This window comes from Rhodococcus sp. NPDC059968 (assembly GCF_042738615.1).
Taxonomy (GTDB): Bacteria; Actinomycetota; Actinomycetes; order Mycobacteriales; family Mycobacteriaceae; genus Rhodococcus_F.
This window is the reverse complement of record NZ_JBHWUE010000135.1, coordinates 1-21,945: the sequence shown is the minus strand read 5'-3', so window position 1 is coordinate 21,945 and position 21,945 is coordinate 1. Positions and strand designations below refer to the sequence as shown.

Below are 21,945 nucleotides of genomic sequence, written 5' to 3'. Positions count from 1 at the left end.
ATGTCTTCATGTTAGATCGATTATCGGTTGAGACACCGCAACGACACGCAGTATTAGTGGCTACATTTCCGAATCGATTTCCGTCGTCTTCTCAGCTTGTCGTTTAACCTCGGCCATCGCGTGGGGCAGTTGGTGCTTGTGTTGTTCGGCGTGTCGTCGCGGCATGAGGCGACCACCGCCTGATCATCTTGAGGTTCCTTCCACAGAACTTTCGAGACGAAAACAGGCGGTGGCCGTGAGTATCAGTGTGCCCGATCGGTGGGCGGTCGGGGAAGAATCGGTCCCCGATCCGCGTGTCGACCTGGTGTCGTTCCGCGAAGAGTTCTACCGGTGTCTTCCGACCCGAGGTGATGCATTGTTCGAGTTGACCGATGCGCTGCTGTGTTCCGGCACCGCGGTTCGCACCCTGGTCGAGTTGTCACTGGCCGCCGAGCATCGGCGCGGTCACGGCGCCTTGTACGACGCAATTAACTGCGGCAGAGTAGATTTCACTCGGCTGCGCCGCGCCCTTGGCGGGCTGACGATCCCGTGTGATCGTGGCGGCCGGATCGTTCTGGCCGTCGATGTCAGTGCCTGGTTGCGCCCGGATGCGCCGACGAGTCCGCAGCGCGGGTTCTGCCACGTCTACGGGCGCGGGAAGAATCAGGCGCAGCTGATCCCGGGGTGGCCGTACTCGTTCGTCGCCGCACTCGAGACCGGGCGTACCTCGTGGACGTCGGTGCTCGACGCGGTCCGCTTGCGCCCCGACGATGACGAAACCGCTGTGACGGCGACCCAGGTGCGTGAAGTGATCACGCGGTTGCGCGAGGCCGGGCACCACCGCGACGGCGACCCGGACATTCTGCTGGTGTTCGACGCCGGATACGAGTTGGCGCGGTTGGCGTTCGTGCTCGCCGATCTCCCGGTGCAGGTGCTGGGTCGGATGCGTTCGGACCGGGTGCTGTGCTTCCCGGCGCCGCCACCGGGCCGTACTGGGCGCCCACCCCGGCACGGCCCCGAGTTTCGATTCGCCGACCCGATTACGTGGCCTGCACCCGAGACCACCTCGTGCACCGAGACGGACCGATACGGCACAGCCTCCGCTTCGGCGTGGAATCGGTTGCACCCGCGACTCGTTCATCGTGGCTCGTGGGCTCAGCATCCGGGGCCGCCACCGATCGTGGAAGGCACGGTGATCCGTTTGACCGTCGACCACCTTCCTGGGGACCGGCATCCCACCCCGGTGTGGCTGTGGTGCTCGGACCCGGGCGTCAGTGCCGACGATCTCGACCGGTTGTGGCAGCTGTTTCTGCGGCGCTTCGATCTCGAGCACACCTTCCGATTCTTCAAGCAGACGTTGGGGTGGACCGCACCTCGGCTCCGCAGTCCCGAGGCGGCCGACCGCTGGACCTGGATCGTGCTGGTGGCCTATGCCCAACTCCGGCTCGCCCGTCCTCTGGCCGAGGACCTACGCCGCCCGTGGGAACGGCCCGTCCCACCAACACGATTGACGCCGGCACGGGTTCGTCGAGGGTTTTCGCGCACCCGCGCGACGATGCCCGTTCCGGCCAGTGCACCGAAACCCAGTCGACCCGGACCCGGACGCCCACCCGGATCGAAAAACACCCACCGCGCACCGCATCACCACGTGGGCAAACGCGCCGAAACCAAAGCGAGAAAACCCGTCGGGGCCGCCTGCCCAGGTTAAAAAACAAGCTCAGGTCGATCATGCAATCTCCGCCGAGAGCTACCGCAACTTCGGCCTAGTGAACACTACTGCGGCTATTTCGGTGCGGATGCCTCGACGACCCTGAGCCAGTGCGCGTGGGTCTTCGCTGACCACTGTTCGCGGCGACGCTGAAACAGCACAGCGCCATCACGACCGATCCATTCTGGCAACAGTTCCTTGGGCAGTTGTGGATCAAGCCTCATAAACCTCTGTTGCAGACTAACCAGTTCGATGTAGGAAAGTAGCAGTTCATCGTCGTCGCGCGGCTCGGATGCGCCGTCCTGTGTGAGCAGTGTTCGGTAACTGTCGGCCAGGTCGGTCAGATCCCACGCTCGCTCAACGATCTCGTGGTTGCCCAGCCCTCCCGGGCTAAGATTGCCGGTGAGAATGAGTGCCGATTCGGACAGACCGAGCGTCGAAACCAATTCGCTCAGTTCTCGCGCCCTGTCGACGTGCGGTGTAACCCACACTCCTGGAGTGGGATTGCCCATTCCCAGCCAGGCCAGACCTCCGTTGAGACGGTTACGAACTGAGTTCTTGCGTTGCGGCACCGTGATCGTCAGCACGAGCCATTCGCCGTCCCATGGCGTCGGACCGTCAAGGAACGCATGCGACCGTTTGATGCCGTCGGCCGCCAACGCGCGACCGTGGTCTGCGAGATGCCAGCGCACCCCGCGACCGATACGCTCACGTACGATCCACTTGGCGGACGCGGCACGCGAGAGTAATTGCCGTGCGGCGTGATCCTCGATTCCCATGCCGCCGAGCACCTTCATCAGCGCGGCCGTCCAGGCGCCTTCTTCGGAGTCGTACAGAAATTCACCAATGACCGTCAACAGCATCGACCGCGCACTCGGCGGCGGCAGTGGCTGCAGAGCGAGTCGATTGGACACTATCAACGAATCCTCCTACTGTCTCGCAACAAATGTACTCACTTCGACCCGCGAGAAGAACTCGTAGGCCCCCAACTTGTCCTCCAACGACTCGATGTCGACGCTCCACGCCGACTCGGGCGTCAGCGTCACGGTGACTTCTCGGCGCAAACCGGTGTCATCGAGCGCGATATCACAGACTACTGGCACCCGGCTCGAGCTCGAGACGACCTTGTGCACTTCCTCTTTCAGAGCAAGTGCACGTAACGCGGGCTTCGATATTTTACCGACCGGGGTCAACGGCAGCCGATCGAGCACCGTGACATGGACCGGAGTAGCCGCTTTCTCCTGTACATGTTCTCGGCAGAACTGCAACAGTTCGGTGGATTCGGCGACAGACCCCGCCTTGAGCTGAACATAAGCGACCGGCATCTCCCCCTTCGCCTGGTCGGGCCGACCCACCGCAGCCACCATTTCGACAGCCGGATGCGAGCCCAGCGCCTCCTCGATATCACGGGGATCGATGTTGTGACCCCCACGAATGATCAGATCCTTGCTGCGCCCGGACACCCACACGAATCCATCGTCGTCCACGGTGCCGAGGTCGCCCGTCCGTCCCCACACACTCCCGCCGGGCACATCGGCCACGAAGAATCCGGCATCGAGATGGGCATCACGGTATCCAGGACTTACAGTCGGGCCACCGATCAGCAATTCTCCGTGCTCCCCCGGTTCGCAGTCACGGCTCCACCGACCGTCGATGTCGAGGACGACAGCGCGCACCTGGGAATGCGGCAAGGGCCGACCGGCCGAACCCACGCGCGGTTCCACACCATCGTTCGGATGGCCCGTGATCGTGCCGTGAAACTCTGTGCCTCCCCAACATTCGCGCAACCATACTCCGAACCGAGCGTGAAACGCCCGGATCAGAGCAGTCGAAACCGTGCTACCGCCGACGTTGAAGTCCGTCAACGTCGGCGGGCCGTTGGGTGCGGTCTCCGCGTTCAAAATCGCGAATGCCGTCGTCGGTGTGGCCATCGTCGACGTCATGCGGTATCGCTCGACGATGGCCCAGAAGTTCTCGACAACGTCCCGCGACCGGAAGCCTCCGGACGTCAATGTCAGCAGGGTCTGTCCGTAGACGACCGATCTCAGGGCGAGTGCGATGCTTCCGCCACAGTGAAAGTTCGGCATTCCGTGGCCGATGACGGTGTCTTCCTCGGAGCCCATCAGCGCTCCGACGTTCCACGCAACGACGAGTTGGCCCCACTGCGACATGCGCACCAACTTCGGCGCGCCCGTCGTACCGCCGGTGGGCATGACCATTGCATCCCGCTGAGGATCGTCCTCGACATCCACGATGCGGCCGCGATGTTCTGCCAATGCTGCGTTGAACGTACTGTTGTCACCGTCGACGAGAAGGACATCGTTCAGCGTCGGAACACTCGCCAGTACCACAGCCGCATCTACCCCGCGTTCCCGAAGGATTTCGCCGGTCGTGACCAGAACGGTCGCGGCAGTGCGATTCAATATATTGACAAGCGAAGCCAGTTCCAAGAATGGATTCAACGGCACGGCCCTGCCCACCCGTTGAGCACCCCAGGTGGCGAACAATCCCTCGGGTACCATCGGCACCATCACTGCGACCACACTCGGCGCACCCGCAGCACGCTCGAGGAACACCGATGCCGACGCATTCACTGCTACGAGCAGCTCGCGGTAGGTGACCTCTCGGGTGGGCGTCATGAAGTCCGGGGCCTCGAGGTGCAGGATCGCGCTCTTGCTCGGGTGCCGACGAGCCGATTCTGCAATACACGCGTGGATCGTCGAGCCGGGTAGCAGGTGCTCGTGCCGCTGCTGTTCCACGTCGAGAATGTCCTCGCGCGACCGGACCCGATGGCGCACCAATGGCCCACGCTCGCTGACCTCAGACAACGGAGATACCTCCGTTCACACTGATCACCTGTCCTGTGATTCTGCGCGAGAGCGGAGACGCGAGGAACAGAATCGCATTGGCCAGATCCTCGGGTTCGGTGAGACCCAGCTGAGCCTGCGAGACGATCTTGTCGAAGATCTTCTTGCTGAACTCGGCATTCATGGCCCGGTCGTACGATCCAGTGTTGACGATGAGCGACGGCGTCAGAACGTTGACGCGAACGCCGTACCTCTTGGCTTCGACGGCGAGCGTTTGCGAGAACGTCACGATCGCTGCCATCGCGGCACCGATTCCGGTCTCGCCGGGTGTCGGGACCTTCGCTGCATCGGAGGCGATCGAGATGATGGAGCCGTGTCCGAGAGAACGCATCACGGGCACGACGGCCCTGCTCATCAGAATCGGCCCGATTGCCTGCTGTACCAAAATATCGATCAACTTCTCAGGTTCAATGTCGTGGAGCAACGTGGGTTGGTACTGCGCGACAGTCGAATTGACGAGAATGTCGACCGCGCCCAGATGCTCCTGCGCCTGCCGGACGACATCGTCCGCTGCACCGGCCTCGTTGATATCCGCGGCGACGAACAATACGTCGCATTCTGGATTGGTCTCTCCAAGTCGAGCGAGTGCGTCCTTACCGCGAAGTTCGTTGCGGCCGACCAGTACCTGCTTCGCCGCTCCGGCGTCGGCGAAGTATCGCGCAGTGGCGAGACCCACGCCGGACGTCCCACCCGCAATGAGGATGCCTGAGCCGGAGAAGTCGTATCCGCCCTGTGCGGACGGCTGCGGTGTGTCGGATGAGTGAGTCATTTAACGCTGCTCGTTTCCTTTGAAGATGGCTGAGTTGTCTCCGTGATGGCCGAATTTTGTCGCGGAGCATAGATCTTGACGATGTAGATTGCACTGAACGCGCCCAGCGTGCACAGTGCGAGGCACAGCGCACAGACCGTCCAGACGCCGCCGGCGGTAGGCTCGAGAGCCGTGGCCACAAGCGGTGCGAAGCCGGCAACCAGTGCAGCCAGCTGCATTCCGAATGATCCTGCGGTGTATCGCACAGCGGCAGGCAGGCTCTCGACGACGAAGGCCGGGAAGATTCCGTTGACCACTGCGTGCCCCAGACCGGCAACGAGGATCAGCGAGACGAACACCAGAGCGAGGTTGCCGACGCCGAGCATTGCGAAGTAGAAGAACAGAAGTACGGCCTCGCTGAGCAGACCGAAGACGATGAGGCGACTTCGACCGACTCGATCGGAGAGCGCTCCCCACACCGGGTTCATGAGGACTACGACCAGCGTCGCCGCGGAGACGACCCACAGCATGCTCGTTCGCGGGATACCCGACTGGTTGACGGCGTAACTGAGGCTGTACACGGTAATGACGTACCAGATGGACATCATCCCTGCCATGATGAACGTGATACCGAGGATCGTCATCGGATGCTTGGACAGCGCGTCACGAATCGGATTGTGCTTGACCGCAGACGCACCAGCGGACGCGGTAGCGCGGTCGGCCTGACTCTGCTTGAAGTCGGGTGTCTCGTCCAGACCGCGGCGAATCAGCATGCCGACGAGAACGATGACGGCACTGAGCAGGAATGGAATCCGCCAACCCCACGAACTGAACCGATCATCCGGCATCAGAGTAACGATCGCGAATACGATCGTCGCGAGAAGGGTGCCGCCCTGCGCGCCTGCGGTGGAAAAACTGCCATAGAAACCACGCTTGTTCTTCGGGGCGTGTTCGACCGAGATCAGGACCGCCCCGCCCAGTTCACCGCCGACTGCGAGTCCCTGCAGGACACGTAGGACGACCAGCAGGACCGGAGCGAACGAACCGATCGAGTCGTATGTCGGCAGCAGACCGATGCACACGGTCGCGGTGCCCATCACTGAAATCGTGAGTAGCACTGCGGTCCGGCGACCGTACTTGTCACCGATGTAGCCGAACAGCAACCCACCGAGTGGGCGAGCCACATATCCTGCGGCGAAGGTGGCGAAGGACAGCAACAGTGCGACGTGGGTGCTGACGTCGCGGAAGAAGAGGTCGCCGAAGACAAGGGCCGCGGCAGTTCCATAGGCGACAAGGTCGTAGTACTCGATCGCCGATCCCGAGAAGGCAGCGAGAGACGCGCGTCGCGATGTGGTTTTCGATGGTGGCGTGACTATGTCGAGAGGCGGGGACGAAGACATTTCTTCTCCTGGAACTCTTGGAAGAGGACGGGTCGCGGCGCAATCGACCGCGGCATCGCTTGTGGGCCGGGCTGTGAATGGTACGACCATAGAGTGTGATATGGATCTCGTCAAGAGGCATTTCAGAGAAATTTCGACGAGGTCCGTTGGGCGCCAGCATCTTCCACGAATCTCCACCCGCGGACCCAGTGACCGCACACCGCACCCACCTTTCACGACCCCAGTCGCCCACCCTGACTTCGACCGCCCCACTCTCGCTACAGTACCCCATCTAGCTGCAACGTTGTACATTTTCCGACACATTTAGTTGCAAGTTGTGCAAATTGGATGCATGATCACTTCTGTCGGGTACGTCACAGCCGAACACACGTACCTGGGTCCAGCGCCATGAGCTACACGAGAGAAGGACGGGCGAGAAACCATGCCGTCGACGTTCACACAGGCCATGCTCACCATGAGTGCCGTAGCCGATAGTCCGACCGACTATGTCGCACAATGGAAAAGAACTACCGGGCGAAAAGCACTCGGAGTGTTTCCGATGAACTTCCCTTCCGAACTGGCGCACGCCGCAGGCGTACTTCCCGTGATCATCCAGGAAGACCGTGAGCCAATCACGGTCGGCCGAAATCTGTTGGGCGAGTTCAACTGCGGTTACACCCGCAACGTCGCCGATCAGGCAGCACTCGGACGATTGAATGTCTACGACGGCTTCTTCCACGCGGACCACTGCATCCAGTTGCTGGGTGCAATCGATGTGGTGCGCGAGGACGAGTCGGACAAGCCGGTCTACTTCGGCCAATTGATGTCATCGATGAGCGATGAATGGGCATTTCCGCAGGTATTGGGCAAAATGGAAGATTTTCGCAGCGAGCTCGAGAGGTTCGCGCATCGTACGATCTCCGACGCGGATCTCGCGCGAAGCATCGACATCTTCGATACCAATCGTCGCTTGATGCGGACAATCTTCGAGAACAGGCGCTCCGGCGATGCAGCGCTGACATCCGCCCAGCTCCAGGTTCTCGTCAAGTCCAGCATGATCATGGACAAGGAGGAGCACTCGGAATTGCTGCGCCAGGTGACAGCAAGCTTCAACTTCGTGCCCCGCAACGATCGCATCCGCGTCCACCTGTCCGGACACTTCTGCCACGCCCCGAAACCGGAACTGCTGGACCTCATCGAGGACTGCGGAGCCATCGTTGTCGATGACGACCTCTTCCACGGAACTCGGTACGTATCAACGGATATAGGAGCCATAGGCGACCCACTCGAAGCCCTCGCATCGGTGTACCTCCGGCGCAACACCGCCGTACCCTGCCCGACGCGGGTTCAACACGAAGCCGACTGGGATCGCTTCCTCGTCGATTCCGTCTACGCGAGCGGCGCGCAGGGCGTCATCGTGCTGATGGCGAAATTTTGCGAACCCCACATGCTCTTCTATCCCGAGCTACGGAAAGCATTGGAAGCCAAATCGATTCCACTATTGCTGATCGAAACAGAACACGAGGGTCTGCCGATGGAATCCATCCGAACCCGAGTGGAAGCGCTGGTGGAGCGAATCAGACGCAAGCAACTGTCCACCGTCTAGCACCCATCTACCTTCGGAGGAAACTACTGTGTCAGCACCCACGCTCGGCAATTCCAACAAGATAGTCATCCCGACCGCTACCAACATGGTGGGCGACTACTGGGAGAACCTGTTCACGGCGAAGGAACGCGGTAAGCAGGTGGTCTGGTACAACGGCTCAGCCGTGAACCCGATCTTCCAGGCCGCCGGCCTCGAGTGGTGCCACGGAGAAGCGTTCTCGGCACGCCTGGCCGCACAACAGCTCGAGAAGCCGGCTCAGCTCGCTGGGGAGGAGTACGGGTACATCGGTGAGTTGTGTTCATACGCGAGAACGCACCTCGGCTGTGCAGTACTCACCAAACAGGCAAGGTCCGAGGACGAGAACGGCATCGTCGGTCTTGTGGACCAACAGCAGCTCGCCTCACGCCTGCCTGCACCTGACTTCTTCGTCAATGCGTATGCAGGATGCAGCACCGGCCAGCAGTGGGACGAAATTTCGTATCGAGTCTTCGGTAAACAGGTGCCGATCTTCAATGTCTCCCTCCCCTTCCTGCCGAGCAACAAGCCCGACGCCGGCTACCTTCGCGGTGAGGAGTGGGAGCAGGCATCGCGTTATGTGGCCGATCAACTGCACAAGCTCATCGCTTTCCTGGAGACAATGACAGGCCGACCATTCGACTGGGATGCCCTACGGCAGAATATGTCCTACATCAAGCGCGCCTCGGAACTGCGGCGCGAAGCAATGGCGCTGTGCCGCGCCGCCCCGACACCAGCCACCTACTGGGACTGGATCGCTAGCATCGCGCACATCAACTTCATGCCCGCCGGGCCGGAACTGGTCCAGTACTTCGCCGACGTCAAAGCCGAAGTGCAGTACCGTCTCGACCACGCCATCCCCGGCGTCCGCAACGAGCGCTACCGCATGTACTTCGACGGCATCATGAACTGGAACAAGCTCGGCTGGCTGTCGCGCAAGTTCGCCGACGCCGATGTCGCCGTGGTCTGCGGAAGGTACACACACAATGCGTTCTGGCAAGAACCGCACCTCATCGACACTGAGGATCCGATTCTCGGAATGGCTCAGCATTATCTGCTGTGCCCGACGAACCACGGCGTGAAGACGCTCAAGCACCTCACCAACCGCGACTGCGTCGACTACGGAATCGATGGAATCGTCTTCCACGCCTCCCGTACCTGCCGCGCGTTCACCAACCCACAGCATCTGCTCGCGAAGTCGGCGCAGAAAGAACTCGGCATCCCTTCGATGTTCTTCGAAGGTGACGTCGCCGACGCGTCGTTCTACAAGGACGAGATCCTCGAAAGCCGCCTGGCCGCCATGCTTGAGGGCATCGACGTCCGCCGAAGCCGGGTCTGATCGACGTGACGGAATACTTCATGGGCGTCGACCTGGGATCGACGTCTGCCAAAGCCGTCATCCTCGACGAGTCCGGAGCATTCCTGGGCGCGAGCGCCATCCAGATGGGGGCCGTGAGCCGAGCTGGAATGCGTCGGGCCATCGACGACGCACTCGATCGAGCCTCTGTGACGCTGTCGCAGCTCACGGCCACCATCAGCACCGGCTACGGTCGCAGACTCGTCCCGGACATCGGGCGCACGTTCACCGAGATCACCTGTCATGCGCGCGGTGTGGCAGCACTGTGCCCGGGTGTCCGATTGATCGTCGACATCGGTGGGCAGGACAGCAAGGTCATCGCCGTGGACGAAGATGGTCTCGTCGACGACTTCGCGATGAACGACCGATGCGCCAGCGGCACTGGGCGATTCTTCGAGGTACTCGCGAGGGCGATCGAATGCGAGGTCGACGAACTGGCCGGCCTCGCCATGGCGGGTGAAAAGAACCTGGAGGTCAGCAGCATGTGCGCAACCTTCGCCGAAACCGAGATCGTGTCGTTGCTCGCAAGCGGGTCCGAGCGGACAGACATTGCCGCTTCCGTCCACCGAGCGGTGTCGGCTCGGACACTTGGTTTGGTTGCTCAGGTAGGCAAGAAGACACCGGTTGTGATGACAGGTGGGGTCGCGAAGAATGCTGCGGCTGTTCACTTCTTGAGCTCGGCACTGGGTGTCCGCGTCGACGTGCCGCCGGACCCGCAGATCACCGGGGCCTACGGTGCAGCGCTTCTCGCGCTCGAGACGTCCGGCACCGTGGTTTCACGACCGGACGTCGAGCTCTCGCCCACCGGACAGACTGCGCACTCGTGCGGAAACTGTGATGGCTCGACCGAACTGCACATGCCGACCGTACGGATGTCATGACGCGGCCACAATCAGCCCGCTGAACAGACCATCGCTGCTCCAGGACACCTCGACGATCGAGTTCTGTCCCCCGATGTAGGGAGACTTGTGAAGCATACGCGAAACTCTTTCTGCAGGATCTGCATCAATCACTGTTCGATACTCGTCGACGTCGACGACGGGGTCGCGACCGCGATCCACGGGAATAGCCGCAATCAGGTGTACGGCGGCTACACCTGTGTCAAAGGACGATCACAGCACGAATACCTCCGCCACTCCGATCGTCTCGTGCACTCGTTGGTGCGGACACCCGACGGCCACGTTCGCCTCCCGGCCGAAAAGGCAATGGACGAGATCGCCGCCAAACTCGCGGACATCCGCGACCGCCACGGGCCTCGCTCGATCGCCAGCTACGCCGGGACCATGGCCCACATCACCACCGCGCCAACCGCGGCCCCACTGCACAACGCCCTATTCGATGCCCTCGGATCCGAAATGAGGTTCGATCCGAATACCATCGACAAGGGCGGAAAGCAGGTCGCGCAGTCCCTCCTCGGGTACTGGGCAGCTCCATCGCAAGGTTTCGACGCACCGGAGGCCATACTGCTGATCGGGATCAACCCGATCGTCACCTGCACCGGTTTTCCGGCGGGCTCACCCAAGAAATGGCTCCTCGATACGCTTGCCGGTGGATGCAAACTGATCGTCGTCGATCCGCGTCGGACCGATGTGGCACGGCACGCCGATTGGTATCTGCAAGCGGCTCCGGGGCATGACATCGCGATTCTGGCGGCCATGATCAGGATCGTCATCGACGAGGACTTGTTCGACCGGGACTTCGTCGCCCGGCACGTGCGCGGCCTTCCGGAGTTGACGGCCGCGGTGCACCGGTTCGACCCCGACGACGTGGCGCGGCGTGCGGGAATAGCCGGTGCGGACCTCGTCTGCGCCGCCCGCTGTTACGCCGGTGCGAAGCGTGGTTACACCATGGCAGGTACCGGGCCCAATATGGCCGGCGAGGGCACACTCGTCGAGTACCTGGTGCTGGTTCTCGAGACCCTGTGCGGACGCTGGCTACGCGCGGGCGAAACCGTTTCAGCCTCACCCACTTTGCTCCCGTCCTACGTTCCTGTCGCCCAGGCCAAGTCTCCGGACGCGGATTGGGCGTTGCAGGGCCGTGTCCGTGTCCGTGGTTTGCGTAAGACCAAAGCCGGGATGCCCACGGCAACGCTGCCGGAAGAGATCCTCACTCCGGGAGAGGGGCAGGTACGTGCGCTGATCAGCTGGGGAGGGAACCCTGCCGTCGCGTTCCCCGATCAGCGGCAGACGGTCGAGGCGCTCGAGTCCCTGGAATTGTTCGTCCAGATCGACCCATGGTATTCCGCTTCCGCCCGTTTGGCCGATTACGTGATCGCACCGACGATGCCATTGGAGGCGCCGTCGACGACCGTGTTTCTCGACGCGCTCGCGGCGCGGGGAACGGGCTACGGAATCGGACAGGCCTACGCACAGCATTCGCCCGCCGTTGTCAACCGCCCCGAAGGCTCCGACCTCCTCGAGGAATGGCGATTCTTCTACGGGCTCATGAAACGACTCGGGTATCCGGTCGAGGTATCGCCCTTCGGATGTCCGTCTTCTCCACGCCGGCCGATCGACGGCGTCCGGACAACCGACGAACTCATCGAAATCCTGTCACAGGACTCGGCAATCCCCCTGTCGGAGGTAAAAACTCATCCTGACGGCATGACCCGGACGTCCCGCCTCCTGGAGGTGCAACCAGGCGACCCCGACGTACTCGACCGCCTCGACATCGGCAACGGCCTGATGCTGACACAGTTGGCAGGACATGCCGGTGTTGTCGAGTTGTCCCAGCCGGACCGGCGTTACCGGCTCCTGTGTCGACGGCACCTTCACGTCTACAACTCCTCCTGCAACATCGACCGAACCCACCGCGGCGTCCCCTACAACCCGGCGTACCTGCACCCCGACGATATGACTGAGCTGGGACTATCCGACGGCACACTCATCCGAATCAGCTCGGACCTATCCTCCATCACCGCAGTGGCAACGAAAGATCCAGCACTACGAACCGGATTGGTTTCGATGGCGTTCGGTTACGGACCGACAAATGACGACGAGGAAGTACGGGCGGTCGGCAGCAGCCCCAGCCGCCTCGTGTCCATCTCCGAAAAGTTCGACCGGTTCACCGGGCAGCCGAGAATGACCAACATCCCCGTCTCGATCGAAAGGGCCGACGCCCATGCCGCACGTGATCACCCAACAGTGCTGTAACGATGCGACCTGTGTCAGCGTCTGCCCAGTCAACTGCATCCACCCCACCCCCGACGAACCCGGATATGCCCGCGCAGAAATGCTCTACATCGACCCCGCCACCTGCATCGACTGCGGAGCATGCACGGACGTCGACGTCTGCCCCGTCGACGCGATCGTCCCGGACTTTGCCCTCACACCCGCGACCGCCCGGTACGCGGAACTCAACGCCCACTATTTCAGCGACTCGACACGAACGCGGTACGAGCACGACCGAGTCGTGCGCACACGGCCCGACCACAGCGGGTCGTCGGTCGGCCCGCTGCGGGTGGCGATTGTGGGGTCCGGGCCGAGCGCCTGCTACGCGGCGGAGGAGCTGACCACCACACCGGGTCTCGACGTCGAGGTCCACATCTTCGACCGGCTGCCCACGCCCTGGGGCCTGGTTCGCTATGGAGTCGCGCCGGACCATCAGCACACCAAGTCTGCGACGCGAACATTCGAGCGAATGGCAGATCGCCCGGGGGTGTTCTTCCACCTCGGGGTCGAGATTGGCACGCACCTCACCCACGACGAACTCCGTGCCCACCATCATGCGGTGATCTACGCGGTAGGTGCCCCCGCCGACAAGCGACTGGGCATTCCCGGGGAAGACCTACCGGGCAGCGTGTCCGCAACCGATCTGGTCGGGTGGTACAACGGCCATCCCGATCACGCCGACCACGTCTTCGACCTGTCCGCCGAGCGGGCCGTGATACTGGGCAACGGGAATGTGGCGCTCGATATCGCACGGATCCTCACACGCGACGTCAAGGAGTTGGCACGAACGGATATCGCCGACCACGCCCTGTCAGCGCTGGCCGGCAGCGGCATCCGAGAGGTCGTCGTGGTCGGCCGCCGCGACCCGGCGCACGCCGCATACACGACACCCGAGCTGCTCGGGCTTGCCGGGTTGACAACCGGGGTCGAGCTAGCCGTCGATTGTCCCAGCACGATGGAAGTGAATCACCCGCCGAACGAGTTCGATCAGACATCTAACTCGCCGACGACCCTGAAAGCGCAGATTGCGGATGAGCTCGCTTTACAACCCGCAAGCGGTGCGATGCGGCGGATAGCGCTGCGGTATCTGTCTTCCCCAGCGGAAATCCTCGGTGACGATCGCGTTCGAGGCATACGGTTGCAGCGCAATGAGATGCACGCTGAAGGTAACGATCGTTCCGCGATCAGGTCGACGAAGGTCACAGATGTGCTCGAGTGCGGGCTCGTTGTGCGATCAGTCGGCTACCGAGGCCGCCCGGTGCCAAGACTTCCCTTCGACATCGAGCGCGGAATCATCCCGAACCGCAACGGACAGGTTGTTGAGCCGGGTACAGGGGAAGTTCAGGTCGGCGTGTACGTGGCCGGGTGGATCAAGCGTGGCCCCTCCGGCGTGATCGGCACGAACAAGCAATGCTCGATCGAGACCGTCGAACGTATTCTCGACGACCACGCGAACGGACGACTCACACCTCCAACGGGCGACAGCCGATCGCTGCTCGATCTCGTGCGAATACGAAGTCCCGAAGCGATCGACTACGAAGGCTGGCAGAGAATCGACAGGGTCGAACAGACCGCAGGGCAGCCCGCGGGACGCCCCAGGGTCAAGATCGTGGATGTCAACGGCATGGTAGAAGCGGCATCCACCACCTCTTCCTACGAAAATCTGTCTCTATGAACGAGATCCGTCGCGCGCCGGCAGTTGATACGTCCCTACGGCTGGGCCGTGATCTAGCCGCGTTCGCAGCTCGGTGGCAATTGTTTGGCGCCCCTGCCGACGAGGAAGTCCTGTCCACCTTCGGGATGACGCCGCTGCATAGCGTACGTTCGCCGAGTCGCGAGAGCGGCGCCGTCGCATCGACATCCTTCGGAGCCACTTTGATCCGCAGCATCGCCTCGATAGGCAGACCTATCAAGTGCGGCTCCACTACCGCGCGAAGCACCATCCGGCCGCGACTGCGGAGCGCGGCGATCCGCAGTCGCGGCGGTCTGCTCCGAGAGTCCCATCAAACGTGCCAGAGAACCGTGAGAAGCTATAACATCGCTGGCCAGTGTTGACAGGCTGACCTCCTCGTCGGAGGTGAGCGGCCCGAGGTCCGCAATTCCTGTGTGCAGGGGCGCTGTCGCCGAGGAAGCCGCTCGGGCTCATGCGTACATCCCTTCCGAGACAGCTCCGGAAATGAAGGTCAGACCACCGACTGCGCCAGCCCTGCGGCGCGGTGGGCGGCGTCGAGGAATGAACGCACGAGTGCGCCGTCGCGGTAGTACTCGTCGCCGACTCCGGCGACGGCCCGACGACGTCCGTACTCGTACAGCACCGCCAGTTTCCACAGGGCCAGAGCCGTGTACCAGTTCAGGTTCGACAGGTCGGCGCCGGTGGCGGCCGCGTACCGCTGAGCCAGTTCGTCGCGCGTCGGGTACCCCTCTTCGAGCACGGCCACACCGAGGTCCTCGGTCGGTGTGCGCTGTTCCCCAGTGACGGGATACGACGTGAGGAAGTAGCCGAGATCGAACAGGGGGTCGCCGATCGTCGCGAGCTCCCAGTCCAGCACTGCGGCAATACGTCCCGGGGAATCGGGGGCGAGGATGACGTTGCCGATGCGGTAATCGTTGTGAATGATCGCCGCACCGGATTCGGCGGGCACGTTGGCGCCGAGCCACGCGTCGATGTCCGCGAACTCGGGCGGCGGTGTCCCGTCCTCGCCTGCCACCAACCTGCCCATGCGGCGCAGGTGACGTTCGTTGAATCCTTCCGGGCGGCCGAGATCACCCAGTCCCGCAGCCTGCCAGTCCACCGCGTGCAGCGCTGCGAGGGTGTCGATGAGTGCCTCACCGATCCGGCGACGATCCGCGGGGGCGCTCAACGCCGGCGGTGTCTCGATGGTGACCACCGGACCGGCGACGTAGTCCATTACGTAGAACGGCACGTCGAGCACGTCGCCGGTCTGGCCGACGGCGAGGACGTCCGCAACCGGCACGCCACTGCCCGCGAGGCCGCCGACGAGACGCGCCTCCCGCAACATGTCGTGGGCGCCCGGCGGAACCGGCGGAGGCGGCGGCCGGCGGACGATCACCTGACGGACCCCGTCGGACACGAGGAACGTCAGGTTGGAATGTCCGTCGCCGATCCGGGCGGTCGTGAGCGGGCCCTCGGTGATCCCGCGCTCGCGCAGGAACGTCTCCAGCGCACCGAGCGTGTCGGGCGTCCATTCCCAGGTCATGCGCTCGCCTCCATCCGTGTCGTCATTCGTTGATTCCTACTGCCCTGTGAAGCGCGGCGCCCGCTTCTCCTTGAACGCGGCGAGCGCCTCCGGCATGTCGGCGCACCGGGTGAGCAGCGCCTGTCCCCGGTTCTCCAACTCGAGCGCCGCCGCGTACGACGTCACTTCCTGGTTCCGTTGCAGAGCACGCTTCGACATCCGGACGCCGCCCGGGGAATTCGACGCGATCGCCTCGGCCACCGCGACGGCCTCGTCGAACAGGTCCTCGCTCGGCACGACCCGATTCGCCAGCCCGATTCGGGCGGCTTCCTCCGCGTCGACGAAGCGCGCGGTGTAGGCGATCTCCGCCGCCCGGCCCGGCCCGACGAGCCGGGTGAGCTGCCACGACGTGCCGAGTTCTCCGACGGACAGTCCGACCTTGACGAACGCCGCGTTGAACTTCGCGGTGGGTGCAACGAGGCGGATGTCGGCGGCGAGCGCGAGCGACAGCCCACCGCCGGATGCGGCACCGTGAATCGCGGCGATCACCGGGAACGGCAGGTGGTGCAGCGCCGCCAGCCCGCCGGTCGCCGTCTCCTGGAACCGGAGGAACTCACGCACACCCATCCGGGTGATCACGTCGATCTCGTCCAGGTCGAAGCCCGCGCAGAACACCCGATCCCCCGCACCCCGGATGATCAGGGCCCGCGCGTCGGTGTCGCGCAATGCGTACGCGACGGTGTTGAACTCCTCGAACATCTTCACGACCATCGAGTTCATCCGGTCGGGCCGGTTGATCGTGAGGACGACGATCTTGCCGTCGAGCACCTCGAGGGTGAGGGTTTCCAACTGGGGCGGCTCGTAATTGCTCAGCACCGCCGTATTCTCCCGCACATCGGTCTGCGTCATCTGGCTCACCTTCCCGTGAACTTCGGGCTGCGCTTCTCTTTGAACGCGGCCAGCGCCTCGGGCATGTCGTCGCCACGAGTAAGCAGTGCCTGCCCACGGTTCTCGAGTTCGAGCGCCGCCGCGTACGACGACACTTCCATGTTCGCGTGGAGCGCACGCTTCGACAGCTGAACTCCGGCGGGCGAATTCGCGCTGATCAGGCGGGCCATCGCGAGAGCCTCGTCGAGCAGCGACTCGGCGGGCACGACCGCGTTCAGCAGCCCGAGGGACTCCGCCTCGACGGCTTCGATGAAGCGGCCGGTGTAGGCGAACTCCGCTGCCCGCGCGGGACCGATGAGCCTGGGCAGGTGCCAGGAGGCTCCCAGGTCGCCGGCCGACAGTCCGATCCGCACGAACGCCGCGTTGAACCGCGCGGCAGGCGAACCGATCCGGATATCGGCGGCGAGAGACAGGGACAGCCCGCCACCGGCGGCCGCACCGTTGACCGCCGCGATCACCGGGACCCGGATACTGCGGATCGCCGTGAGTGCCCGCGCGGCCAGTTCCTGCTGGTCGAGCATGCCCATCGGCGTCATCGACGACAGCCCTTCGGCATCGTCGAGGTCGAAGCCACCGCAGAACGCCTTACCGGCGCCGGTGAGGATCACGACGCGGAGGTCGTGCTCGTGGTCCAGTTGCAGTGCGACCTTCTCCAGTTCGACGAACATGGTGTTCGTCATCGAGTTCATCCGTTCGGGGCGATTCAACGTCACGACGGCGATGCCGGGTTCCGGCCGCTCGAGCGTGAACGTTTCCCATGTCGTGGGCTCGGTCACGAGTGCACTCCTTCTCAGTTCGGCGATCCCAGGTGGTCGCCACACGTTTCGTTGTGGTCCGGACGTCAATGGCCCGGCGGGTCAGGTCTCTGCGGCCTCGCGCACCGCGCCCGAACGCAGCCACTCGGCGCTGCGGTCCGGGTCGATTCCCCAGTCGGTCAGGATCTCGGTGGTGTGTTCCCCCGGCATCGGCGGACGGCGGTCCACCGTGGCCGCCGTCCGGCTGAACCGGGGCGCCGGTGCCGGTTGGACGAGACCGTCGACGTCGACGAACGCGCCGCGGGCAACGTGGTGGGGGTGCGACGGCGCCTCGTCGACGTCGAGGACGGGCGCGATACACGGCGTCAGCCCCTCGGCGGCGTCGAGCCATTCCGTGAGTGTGCGGCCGCGCACGGCGTCGGCGAAGACCTTCTTCATCTGCGGCCACTGCGAGCGGTCGTTCTGGTCCGGCAGGTCGTCGGGCAGTTCCAGCAATGTCACGAGGTCGGCGTAGAAGTGCGGTTCCATCGCGCCGACGGCCAGCCACTTGCCGTCCGCGGTCTCGTAGGCGTCGTAGTAGGGGGCACCGCTGTCGACGATGTTCGTGCCGCGTTCGCCCCACACCCCGGTCTGCGCGAACCCGAAGAATGGCGTCGCGAGGAGTGCGGCGCCCTCCACCATCGACGCGTCGACCACCTGCCCGAGCCCCGAGCGTTGCCTCTCGAACAGCGCCGACAGGACGCCCAGCGCGAGAAGCATTCCTCCGCCGCCGAAGTCACCGATCAGGCTGAGCGGCGGGGTGGGCGGTTGCCCCTGGCGCCCGATCAGCGACAAGGCACCGCTCAGCGCCACGTAGTTGATGTCGTGGCCGACGTGCTGAGCGAGTGGGCCGTCCTGCCCGAAACCGGTCATGCGGCCGTAGATCAGCCCGGCGTTGCGTTGCGCGCAGTCGTCGGGTCCGATACCGAGTCGCTCGGCGACCCCGGGACGGAAACCCTCGATCAGGACGTCGGCGTCCGCGACGAGCGAGAGCACCACCGCGGCGCCGTCGGGATGCTTGAGGTCGACGGCGAGGGAGCGACGTCCGCGGTGCAGCAGTTCCGTGCGGAAGTCACCGTTCGGCCCCACCAGCCCCGAACCCGTGGCGCGATCCACGCGAATCACGTCCGCGCCGAGATCGGCAAGGAGCATGGCGTAGAACGGACCCGGCCCGATCGAACCGATTTCGATCACCTTCAGGCCCGACAGCGGCCCGGTGAACGAGCGTTTCGAGTCGTCCCGCACCATCTACCCACCTCCTGCCGATCTTTGGTCTGATAATAATACCTTGAAATCGTTCACGGAGGAATCCCCCCGACTCCGCGGCCGGGCGTGCGCACTGACGACCAGGACGACAGACATCAGTACGACGGCTCCCCCGATCATGAGGGCGGGAGTGACGGGTTCGGAGAGAACGACGGACCCGAGCGCCACGGCCACCACCGGATTCACATACGTATGTGTGGCCACCAGCGACAGCGGGGCGTGGTGCAGCAGCCACGCGTACGCGGTGAATCCGATGATCGAGCCGAAGACGACGAGGTAGCCGAACGCGCCCCACGCGCGGGGCCCAATCTCCCCGTCCAGCCGTTCACCCGTCGCCACCGAGGCGAGCGACATGGCCGCGCCGGCAGCCAGAAGCTGGTACGCCGCACCGACATACACGTCTCGGGGCAACCGGACCCTCGGCTTGATCCACGAGCCGAACGACCAGGACAGACTGGACAGCACGATGACGGCCACACCGACGACGGGGAGCCCGGACCGCTCGCCGCCGTGCGGCAAGACCAGGACTGCGAGACCGATCAGCCCCACGCCGACACCCGCCAACTCGAGCATCCGCGGGCGGTCACCGGCCAGCGTGCGGTAGAGGCAGATCCACAGCGGCACCATGGCGACGAGGAGCGCCGTCACCCCGGAGGGAACTCCATGCAGTTGGCCGACCGAGGTCAGGCCGTTGCCGCACGCGAGCAGCAGCACCCCCAGGAACGCCGCACCCGACGCTTCCCGCCGGGTGAGGCGCAGCCGCCGCCAGCCGCCGCGACAGGCCAGGAAGGCGGCCATCAGCGCGCCGGCAAGGAGGAACCGCGCACCCATCGAGCCGAGGGGCGGAACTTCTTCGATCACCAGGCGGATCGAGAGGTAGATCGATCCCCAGATCACATAGACGAGGAACAGGGCGAACGCGATCGCGCCCCTTCCGGCACGCCCGGACGACATGGCGTTCAGGAGAAGCGCGGGGCGCGCTTCTCCAGGAAGGCGGTGATGCCCTCCTTCGCCTCTCCGTTCTCGAACAGATCTTGTTCCTGGGCCACCTCGAACCGGAAGCCCTCCTCGAGCGGCGTGTCGAACGACGCGTCGACCGTACGGATGACGGCGCGCTGCGCGGGCAGGGACATCGTGCACAACTCGGCGGCGAGCGTCAGCGCGGCGTCCGTTGCGGCGCCGGCGTCGACGAGCCGGTCGATCAGGCCGATCGCATGTGCCTCGGCGGCAAGGACCTGACGGGCGCTGAGCATGATGTCCAGGGCGCGGCCGCGGCCCACGAGGCGCGGAAGACGCTGTGTTCCACCGGCTCCGGGAATCAGGCCCAGCTTCACCTCCGGCAGCCCGAACTTCGCGTCCGCTCCGCCGACCCGCAGCGTGCAGGCCATGGCGAGTTCGAGTCCGCCCCCGAGCGCGAGGCCGTCCACCGCGGCGATCGTGATGCGGTCGGCCGATGCGAGCCGGTCGAGCGCCCCACGGAGTCGATCGCCGTACGCGGTGAAGGAGTCCGCGTCCACGGACGACATGTGCTTGATGTCGGCGCCGGCCGCGAAGAAGCCCGGAATGTCGGAGCGGACGACGATCACCTTCACCGAGCCGTCGGCGTCCGCCGCGTCGAGCGCGGCGTTCAGCCCGTCGATGATCGGCACCCCGAGCGCGTTCGCCGGCCTGCGCTGCAGCGTGATCGTCATGACGCCGGCATCGACGTCGCTCCACGCGACTGCGGGCGTTGCGGTTTCCGACATGCACACCATCCTTCTCGGTCCAGTCCCATGTGAGTGGCAAAGTGCGCGCCGGCACACTTTGCCACTCACATGAGGTATTGAACTAACCATACTAATTGTCGGACCGAAATGGAAGGTCAGGGACGGCGCGGGAACTTCTCGAACTCCGGGCGCCGCTTGGCCTTGTACGCCTCCCGGCCTTCCTTCGCCTCGTCCGTCGAGTAGAAGAGCAGGTTCGCATCGTGGGCGAGCTGCTGAATGCCCGCCATGCCGTCCTCGGCCGCATTGAAACTCGCCTTCATGAGCCGGAGCGCGAACGGGGAGAGCTCGAGCATCTCGCGGCACCACTGCACCGTTTCCCGTTCGAGGTCGGCAAGCGGGACAACGGTATTGACCAAGCCCATCTCACGCGCCTGCTGTGCGTCGTACTGCCGGCACAGGAACCAGATCTCCTTGGCCTTCTTCACCCCGACCAGTTCGGCGAGCAACCCCGCGCCGTAGCCGCCGTCGAACGACCCGACCTTCGGGCCGACCTGACCGAACCGGGCGTTGTCCGCAGCGATGGAGAGGTCGCAGACCAGGTGCAGGATGTGCCCGCCGCCGATCGCGTAGCCGGCGACCATGGCCACCACCGGCTTCGGCAGGCGCCGGATCTGGATCTGCAGATCGGTGACGTGGAACCGGCCGACACCGCCCGCCTTGCCCGGCTCGGTGAGGTAACCGGTGTCGCCGCGCACCCGCTGGTCGCCACCGGAGCAGAACGCGTCGGGTCCCTCGCCCGTCAGCACGATGACGCCGATCGAGGAGTCCTCGCGGGCGTCGACCAACGCCTCGGAGATCTCCATCAGCGTCTGCGGCCGGAACGCGTTGCGCACCTCCGGACGGCAGATCGTGATCTTCGCGATCCCGTCGCCGCTGTGCTCGTATCGGATGTCCTCGAACTCACCGACTGCCGTCCAGGACACGAAATCCGCTGTATCACCATTGTTCGTCATGTAGCGATCATAGGCACACGCGATAACGATCGTTACCGACCGATCCTGCGAATGCCGAAGGTGGGGGCCCGGAAACCGGGCGCCCCCGCCCAAAAGGTGTGGCCCGCAGGGCAACGGCAGGCCCCCCCAGGCCCGCCGGGGGGGGGCGGGGGAGGGTTCGGGCCCCGCGGGCCCGGAAAACACCCCCCCCGC

General features: G+C 64.2%; 17 protein-coding genes. 6 read left to right on the top strand and 11 right to left on the bottom strand.

Going from position 1 to position 21,945, the window contains the following annotated elements; translation table 11 throughout:
* Positions 1–235: 235 nt before the first annotated feature.
* Complete coding sequence (locus tag ACFWAY_RS48285) at positions 236–1,687, top strand: NF041680 family putative transposase (RefSeq protein WP_378515752.1); 1,452 nt, start codon at positions 236–238, stop codon at positions 1,685–1,687.
* A 74-nt stretch (positions 1,688–1,761) separates the two neighbouring features.
* Here ACFWAY_RS48285 and ACFWAY_RS48280 read toward each other — a convergent pair whose 3' ends face one another.
* The 4 genes from ACFWAY_RS48280 to ACFWAY_RS48265 are packed head-to-tail and all read right to left on the bottom strand — an operon-like array spanning position 1,762 to position 6,702.
* Positions 1,762–2,601, bottom strand: a complete 840-nt coding sequence (locus ACFWAY_RS48280; RefSeq protein ID WP_378455546.1) for a PaaX family transcriptional regulator C-terminal domain-containing protein — start codon at positions 2,599–2,601, stop codon at positions 1,762–1,764.
* Between the two features lie 15 nt (positions 2,602–2,616).
* Positions 2,617–4,515: an AMP-binding protein gene (locus ACFWAY_RS48275; protein WP_378515751.1), complete on the bottom strand. Its 1,899-nt coding sequence runs from the start codon at positions 4,513–4,515 to the stop codon at positions 2,617–2,619.
* Positions 4,508–5,323 carry an SDR family NAD(P)-dependent oxidoreductase gene (locus tag ACFWAY_RS48270; protein ID WP_378455548.1) on the bottom strand — a complete coding sequence of 272 codons (816 nt, stop codon included), beginning with the start codon at positions 5,321–5,323 and terminating at the stop codon, positions 4,508–4,510. Before ACFWAY_RS48270 ends, ACFWAY_RS48275 begins: the two co-directional genes overlap by 8 nt.
* Positions 5,320–6,702: an MFS transporter gene (locus ACFWAY_RS48265; protein ID WP_378515750.1), complete on the bottom strand. Its 1,383-nt coding sequence runs from the start codon at positions 6,700–6,702 to the stop codon at positions 5,320–5,322. The genes ACFWAY_RS48270 and ACFWAY_RS48265 overlap by 4 nt, the downstream gene beginning before the upstream one ends.
* Positions 6,703–7,123: 421 nt before the next feature.
* On the opposite strand from ACFWAY_RS48265, the gene ACFWAY_RS48260 reads away from it, so the two are divergent.
* The 5 genes from ACFWAY_RS48260 to ACFWAY_RS48240 all read left to right on the top strand — a co-directional run bounded on the left by ACFWAY_RS48260 (position 7,124) and on the right by ACFWAY_RS48240 (position 14,504).
* A complete protein-coding gene (locus tag ACFWAY_RS48260; RefSeq protein ID WP_378515749.1) occupies positions 7,124–8,287 on the top strand; it encodes a 2-hydroxyacyl-CoA dehydratase subunit D in 1,164 nt (387 codons plus the stop codon).
* Between the two features lie 28 nt (positions 8,288–8,315).
* Positions 8,316–9,641 (top strand): 2-hydroxyacyl-CoA dehydratase subunit D, encoded by a 1,326-nt coding sequence (locus tag ACFWAY_RS48255; protein ID WP_378455551.1) that lies wholly within the window; start codon positions 8,316–8,318, stop codon positions 9,639–9,641.
* 20 nt (positions 9,642–9,661) lie between these two features.
* On the top strand, positions 9,662–10,540 hold the full coding sequence (locus ACFWAY_RS48250) for an acyl-CoA dehydratase activase (RefSeq protein WP_378455552.1): 879 nt from the start codon (positions 9,662–9,664) through the stop codon (positions 10,538–10,540).
* A gap of 87 nt (positions 10,541–10,627) precedes the next feature.
* Entirely contained in the window at positions 10,628–12,811 is a 2,184-nt protein-coding gene (locus tag ACFWAY_RS48245; protein WP_378515748.1) for a molybdopterin-dependent oxidoreductase, read from the top strand.
* Entirely contained in the window at positions 12,780–14,504 is a 1,725-nt protein-coding gene (locus tag ACFWAY_RS48240) for an FAD-dependent oxidoreductase (protein WP_378515747.1), read from the top strand. The genes ACFWAY_RS48245 and ACFWAY_RS48240 overlap by 32 nt, the downstream gene beginning before the upstream one ends.
* Positions 14,505–15,012: 508 nt before the next feature.
* On the opposite strand, the gene ACFWAY_RS48235 is transcribed toward ACFWAY_RS48240, so the two are convergent.
* The 7 genes from ACFWAY_RS48235 to menB form a co-directional block, all read right to left on the bottom strand.
* Complete coding sequence (locus ACFWAY_RS48235) at positions 15,013–16,047, bottom strand: phosphotransferase family protein (protein WP_378515746.1); 1,035 nt, start codon at positions 16,045–16,047, stop codon at positions 15,013–15,015.
* A 36-nt stretch (positions 16,048–16,083) separates the two neighbouring features.
* Positions 16,084–16,935 carry an enoyl-CoA hydratase/isomerase family protein gene (locus tag ACFWAY_RS48230; RefSeq protein ID WP_378455555.1) on the bottom strand — a complete coding sequence of 284 codons (852 nt, stop codon included), beginning with the start codon at positions 16,933–16,935 and terminating at the stop codon, positions 16,084–16,086.
* 5 nt (positions 16,936–16,940) lie between these two features.
* Positions 16,941–17,750 (bottom strand): enoyl-CoA hydratase/isomerase family protein, encoded by an 810-nt coding sequence (locus ACFWAY_RS48225; protein WP_378515745.1) that lies wholly within the window; start codon positions 17,748–17,750, stop codon positions 16,941–16,943.
* Between the two features lie 81 nt (positions 17,751–17,831).
* A complete protein-coding gene (locus ACFWAY_RS48220; protein ID WP_378515744.1) occupies positions 17,832–19,016 on the bottom strand; it encodes a CaiB/BaiF CoA transferase family protein in 1,185 nt (394 codons plus the stop codon).
* Complete coding sequence (locus ACFWAY_RS48215; protein ID WP_378515743.1) at positions 19,017–19,988, bottom strand: EamA family transporter; 972 nt, start codon at positions 19,986–19,988, stop codon at positions 19,017–19,019.
* A gap of 5 nt (positions 19,989–19,993) precedes the next feature.
* A complete protein-coding gene (locus ACFWAY_RS48210) occupies positions 19,994–20,779 on the bottom strand; it encodes an enoyl-CoA hydratase/isomerase family protein (RefSeq protein ID WP_378455559.1) in 786 nt (261 codons plus the stop codon).
* 116 nt (positions 20,780–20,895) lie between these two features.
* Positions 20,896–21,753, bottom strand: a complete 858-nt coding sequence (gene menB / locus ACFWAY_RS48205; RefSeq protein ID WP_378515742.1) for a 1,4-dihydroxy-2-naphthoyl-CoA synthase — start codon at positions 21,751–21,753, stop codon at positions 20,896–20,898.
* Between the last annotated feature and the right edge of the window lie 192 nt (positions 21,754–21,945).

Excerpts from the sequence above, each read along its gene's own strand:
- ACFWAY_RS48270 (WP_378455548.1), bottom strand. The coding sequence starts at position 5,323 with ATGACTCACTCATCCGACACACCGCAGCCGTCCGCACAGGGCGGATAC.
- ACFWAY_RS48265 (WP_378515750.1), bottom strand. The coding sequence starts at position 6,702 with ATGTCTTCGTCCCCGCCTCTCGACATAGTCACGCCACCATCGAAAACC.
- ACFWAY_RS48260 (WP_378515749.1), top strand. The coding sequence starts at position 7,124 with ATGCCGTCGACGTTCACACAGGCCATGCTCACCATGAGTGCCGTAGCC.
- ACFWAY_RS48250 (WP_378455552.1), top strand. The coding sequence starts at position 9,662 with ATGGGCGTCGACCTGGGATCGACGTCTGCCAAAGCCGTCATCCTCGAC.
- ACFWAY_RS48240 (WP_378515747.1), top strand. The coding sequence starts at position 12,780 with ATGCCGCACGTGATCACCCAACAGTGCTGTAACGATGCGACCTGTGTC.
- ACFWAY_RS48235 (WP_378515746.1), bottom strand. The coding sequence starts at position 16,047 with ATGACCTGGGAATGGACGCCCGACACGCTCGGTGCGCTGGAGACGTTC.
- ACFWAY_RS48230 (WP_378455555.1), bottom strand. The coding sequence starts at position 16,935 with ATGACGCAGACCGATGTGCGGGAGAATACGGCGGTGCTGAGCAATTAC.
- ACFWAY_RS48220 (WP_378515744.1), bottom strand. The coding sequence starts at position 19,016 with ATGGTGCGGGACGACTCGAAACGCTCGTTCACCGGGCCGCTGTCGGGC.
- ACFWAY_RS48215 (WP_378515743.1), bottom strand. The coding sequence starts at position 19,988 with ATGTCGTCCGGGCGTGCCGGAAGGGGCGCGATCGCGTTCGCCCTGTTC.
- ACFWAY_RS48210 (WP_378455559.1), bottom strand. The coding sequence starts at position 20,779 with ATGTCGGAAACCGCAACGCCCGCAGTCGCGTGGAGCGACGTCGATGCC.
- menB (WP_378515742.1), bottom strand. The coding sequence starts at position 21,753 with ATGACGAACAATGGTGATACAGCGGATTTCGTGTCCTGGACGGCAGTC.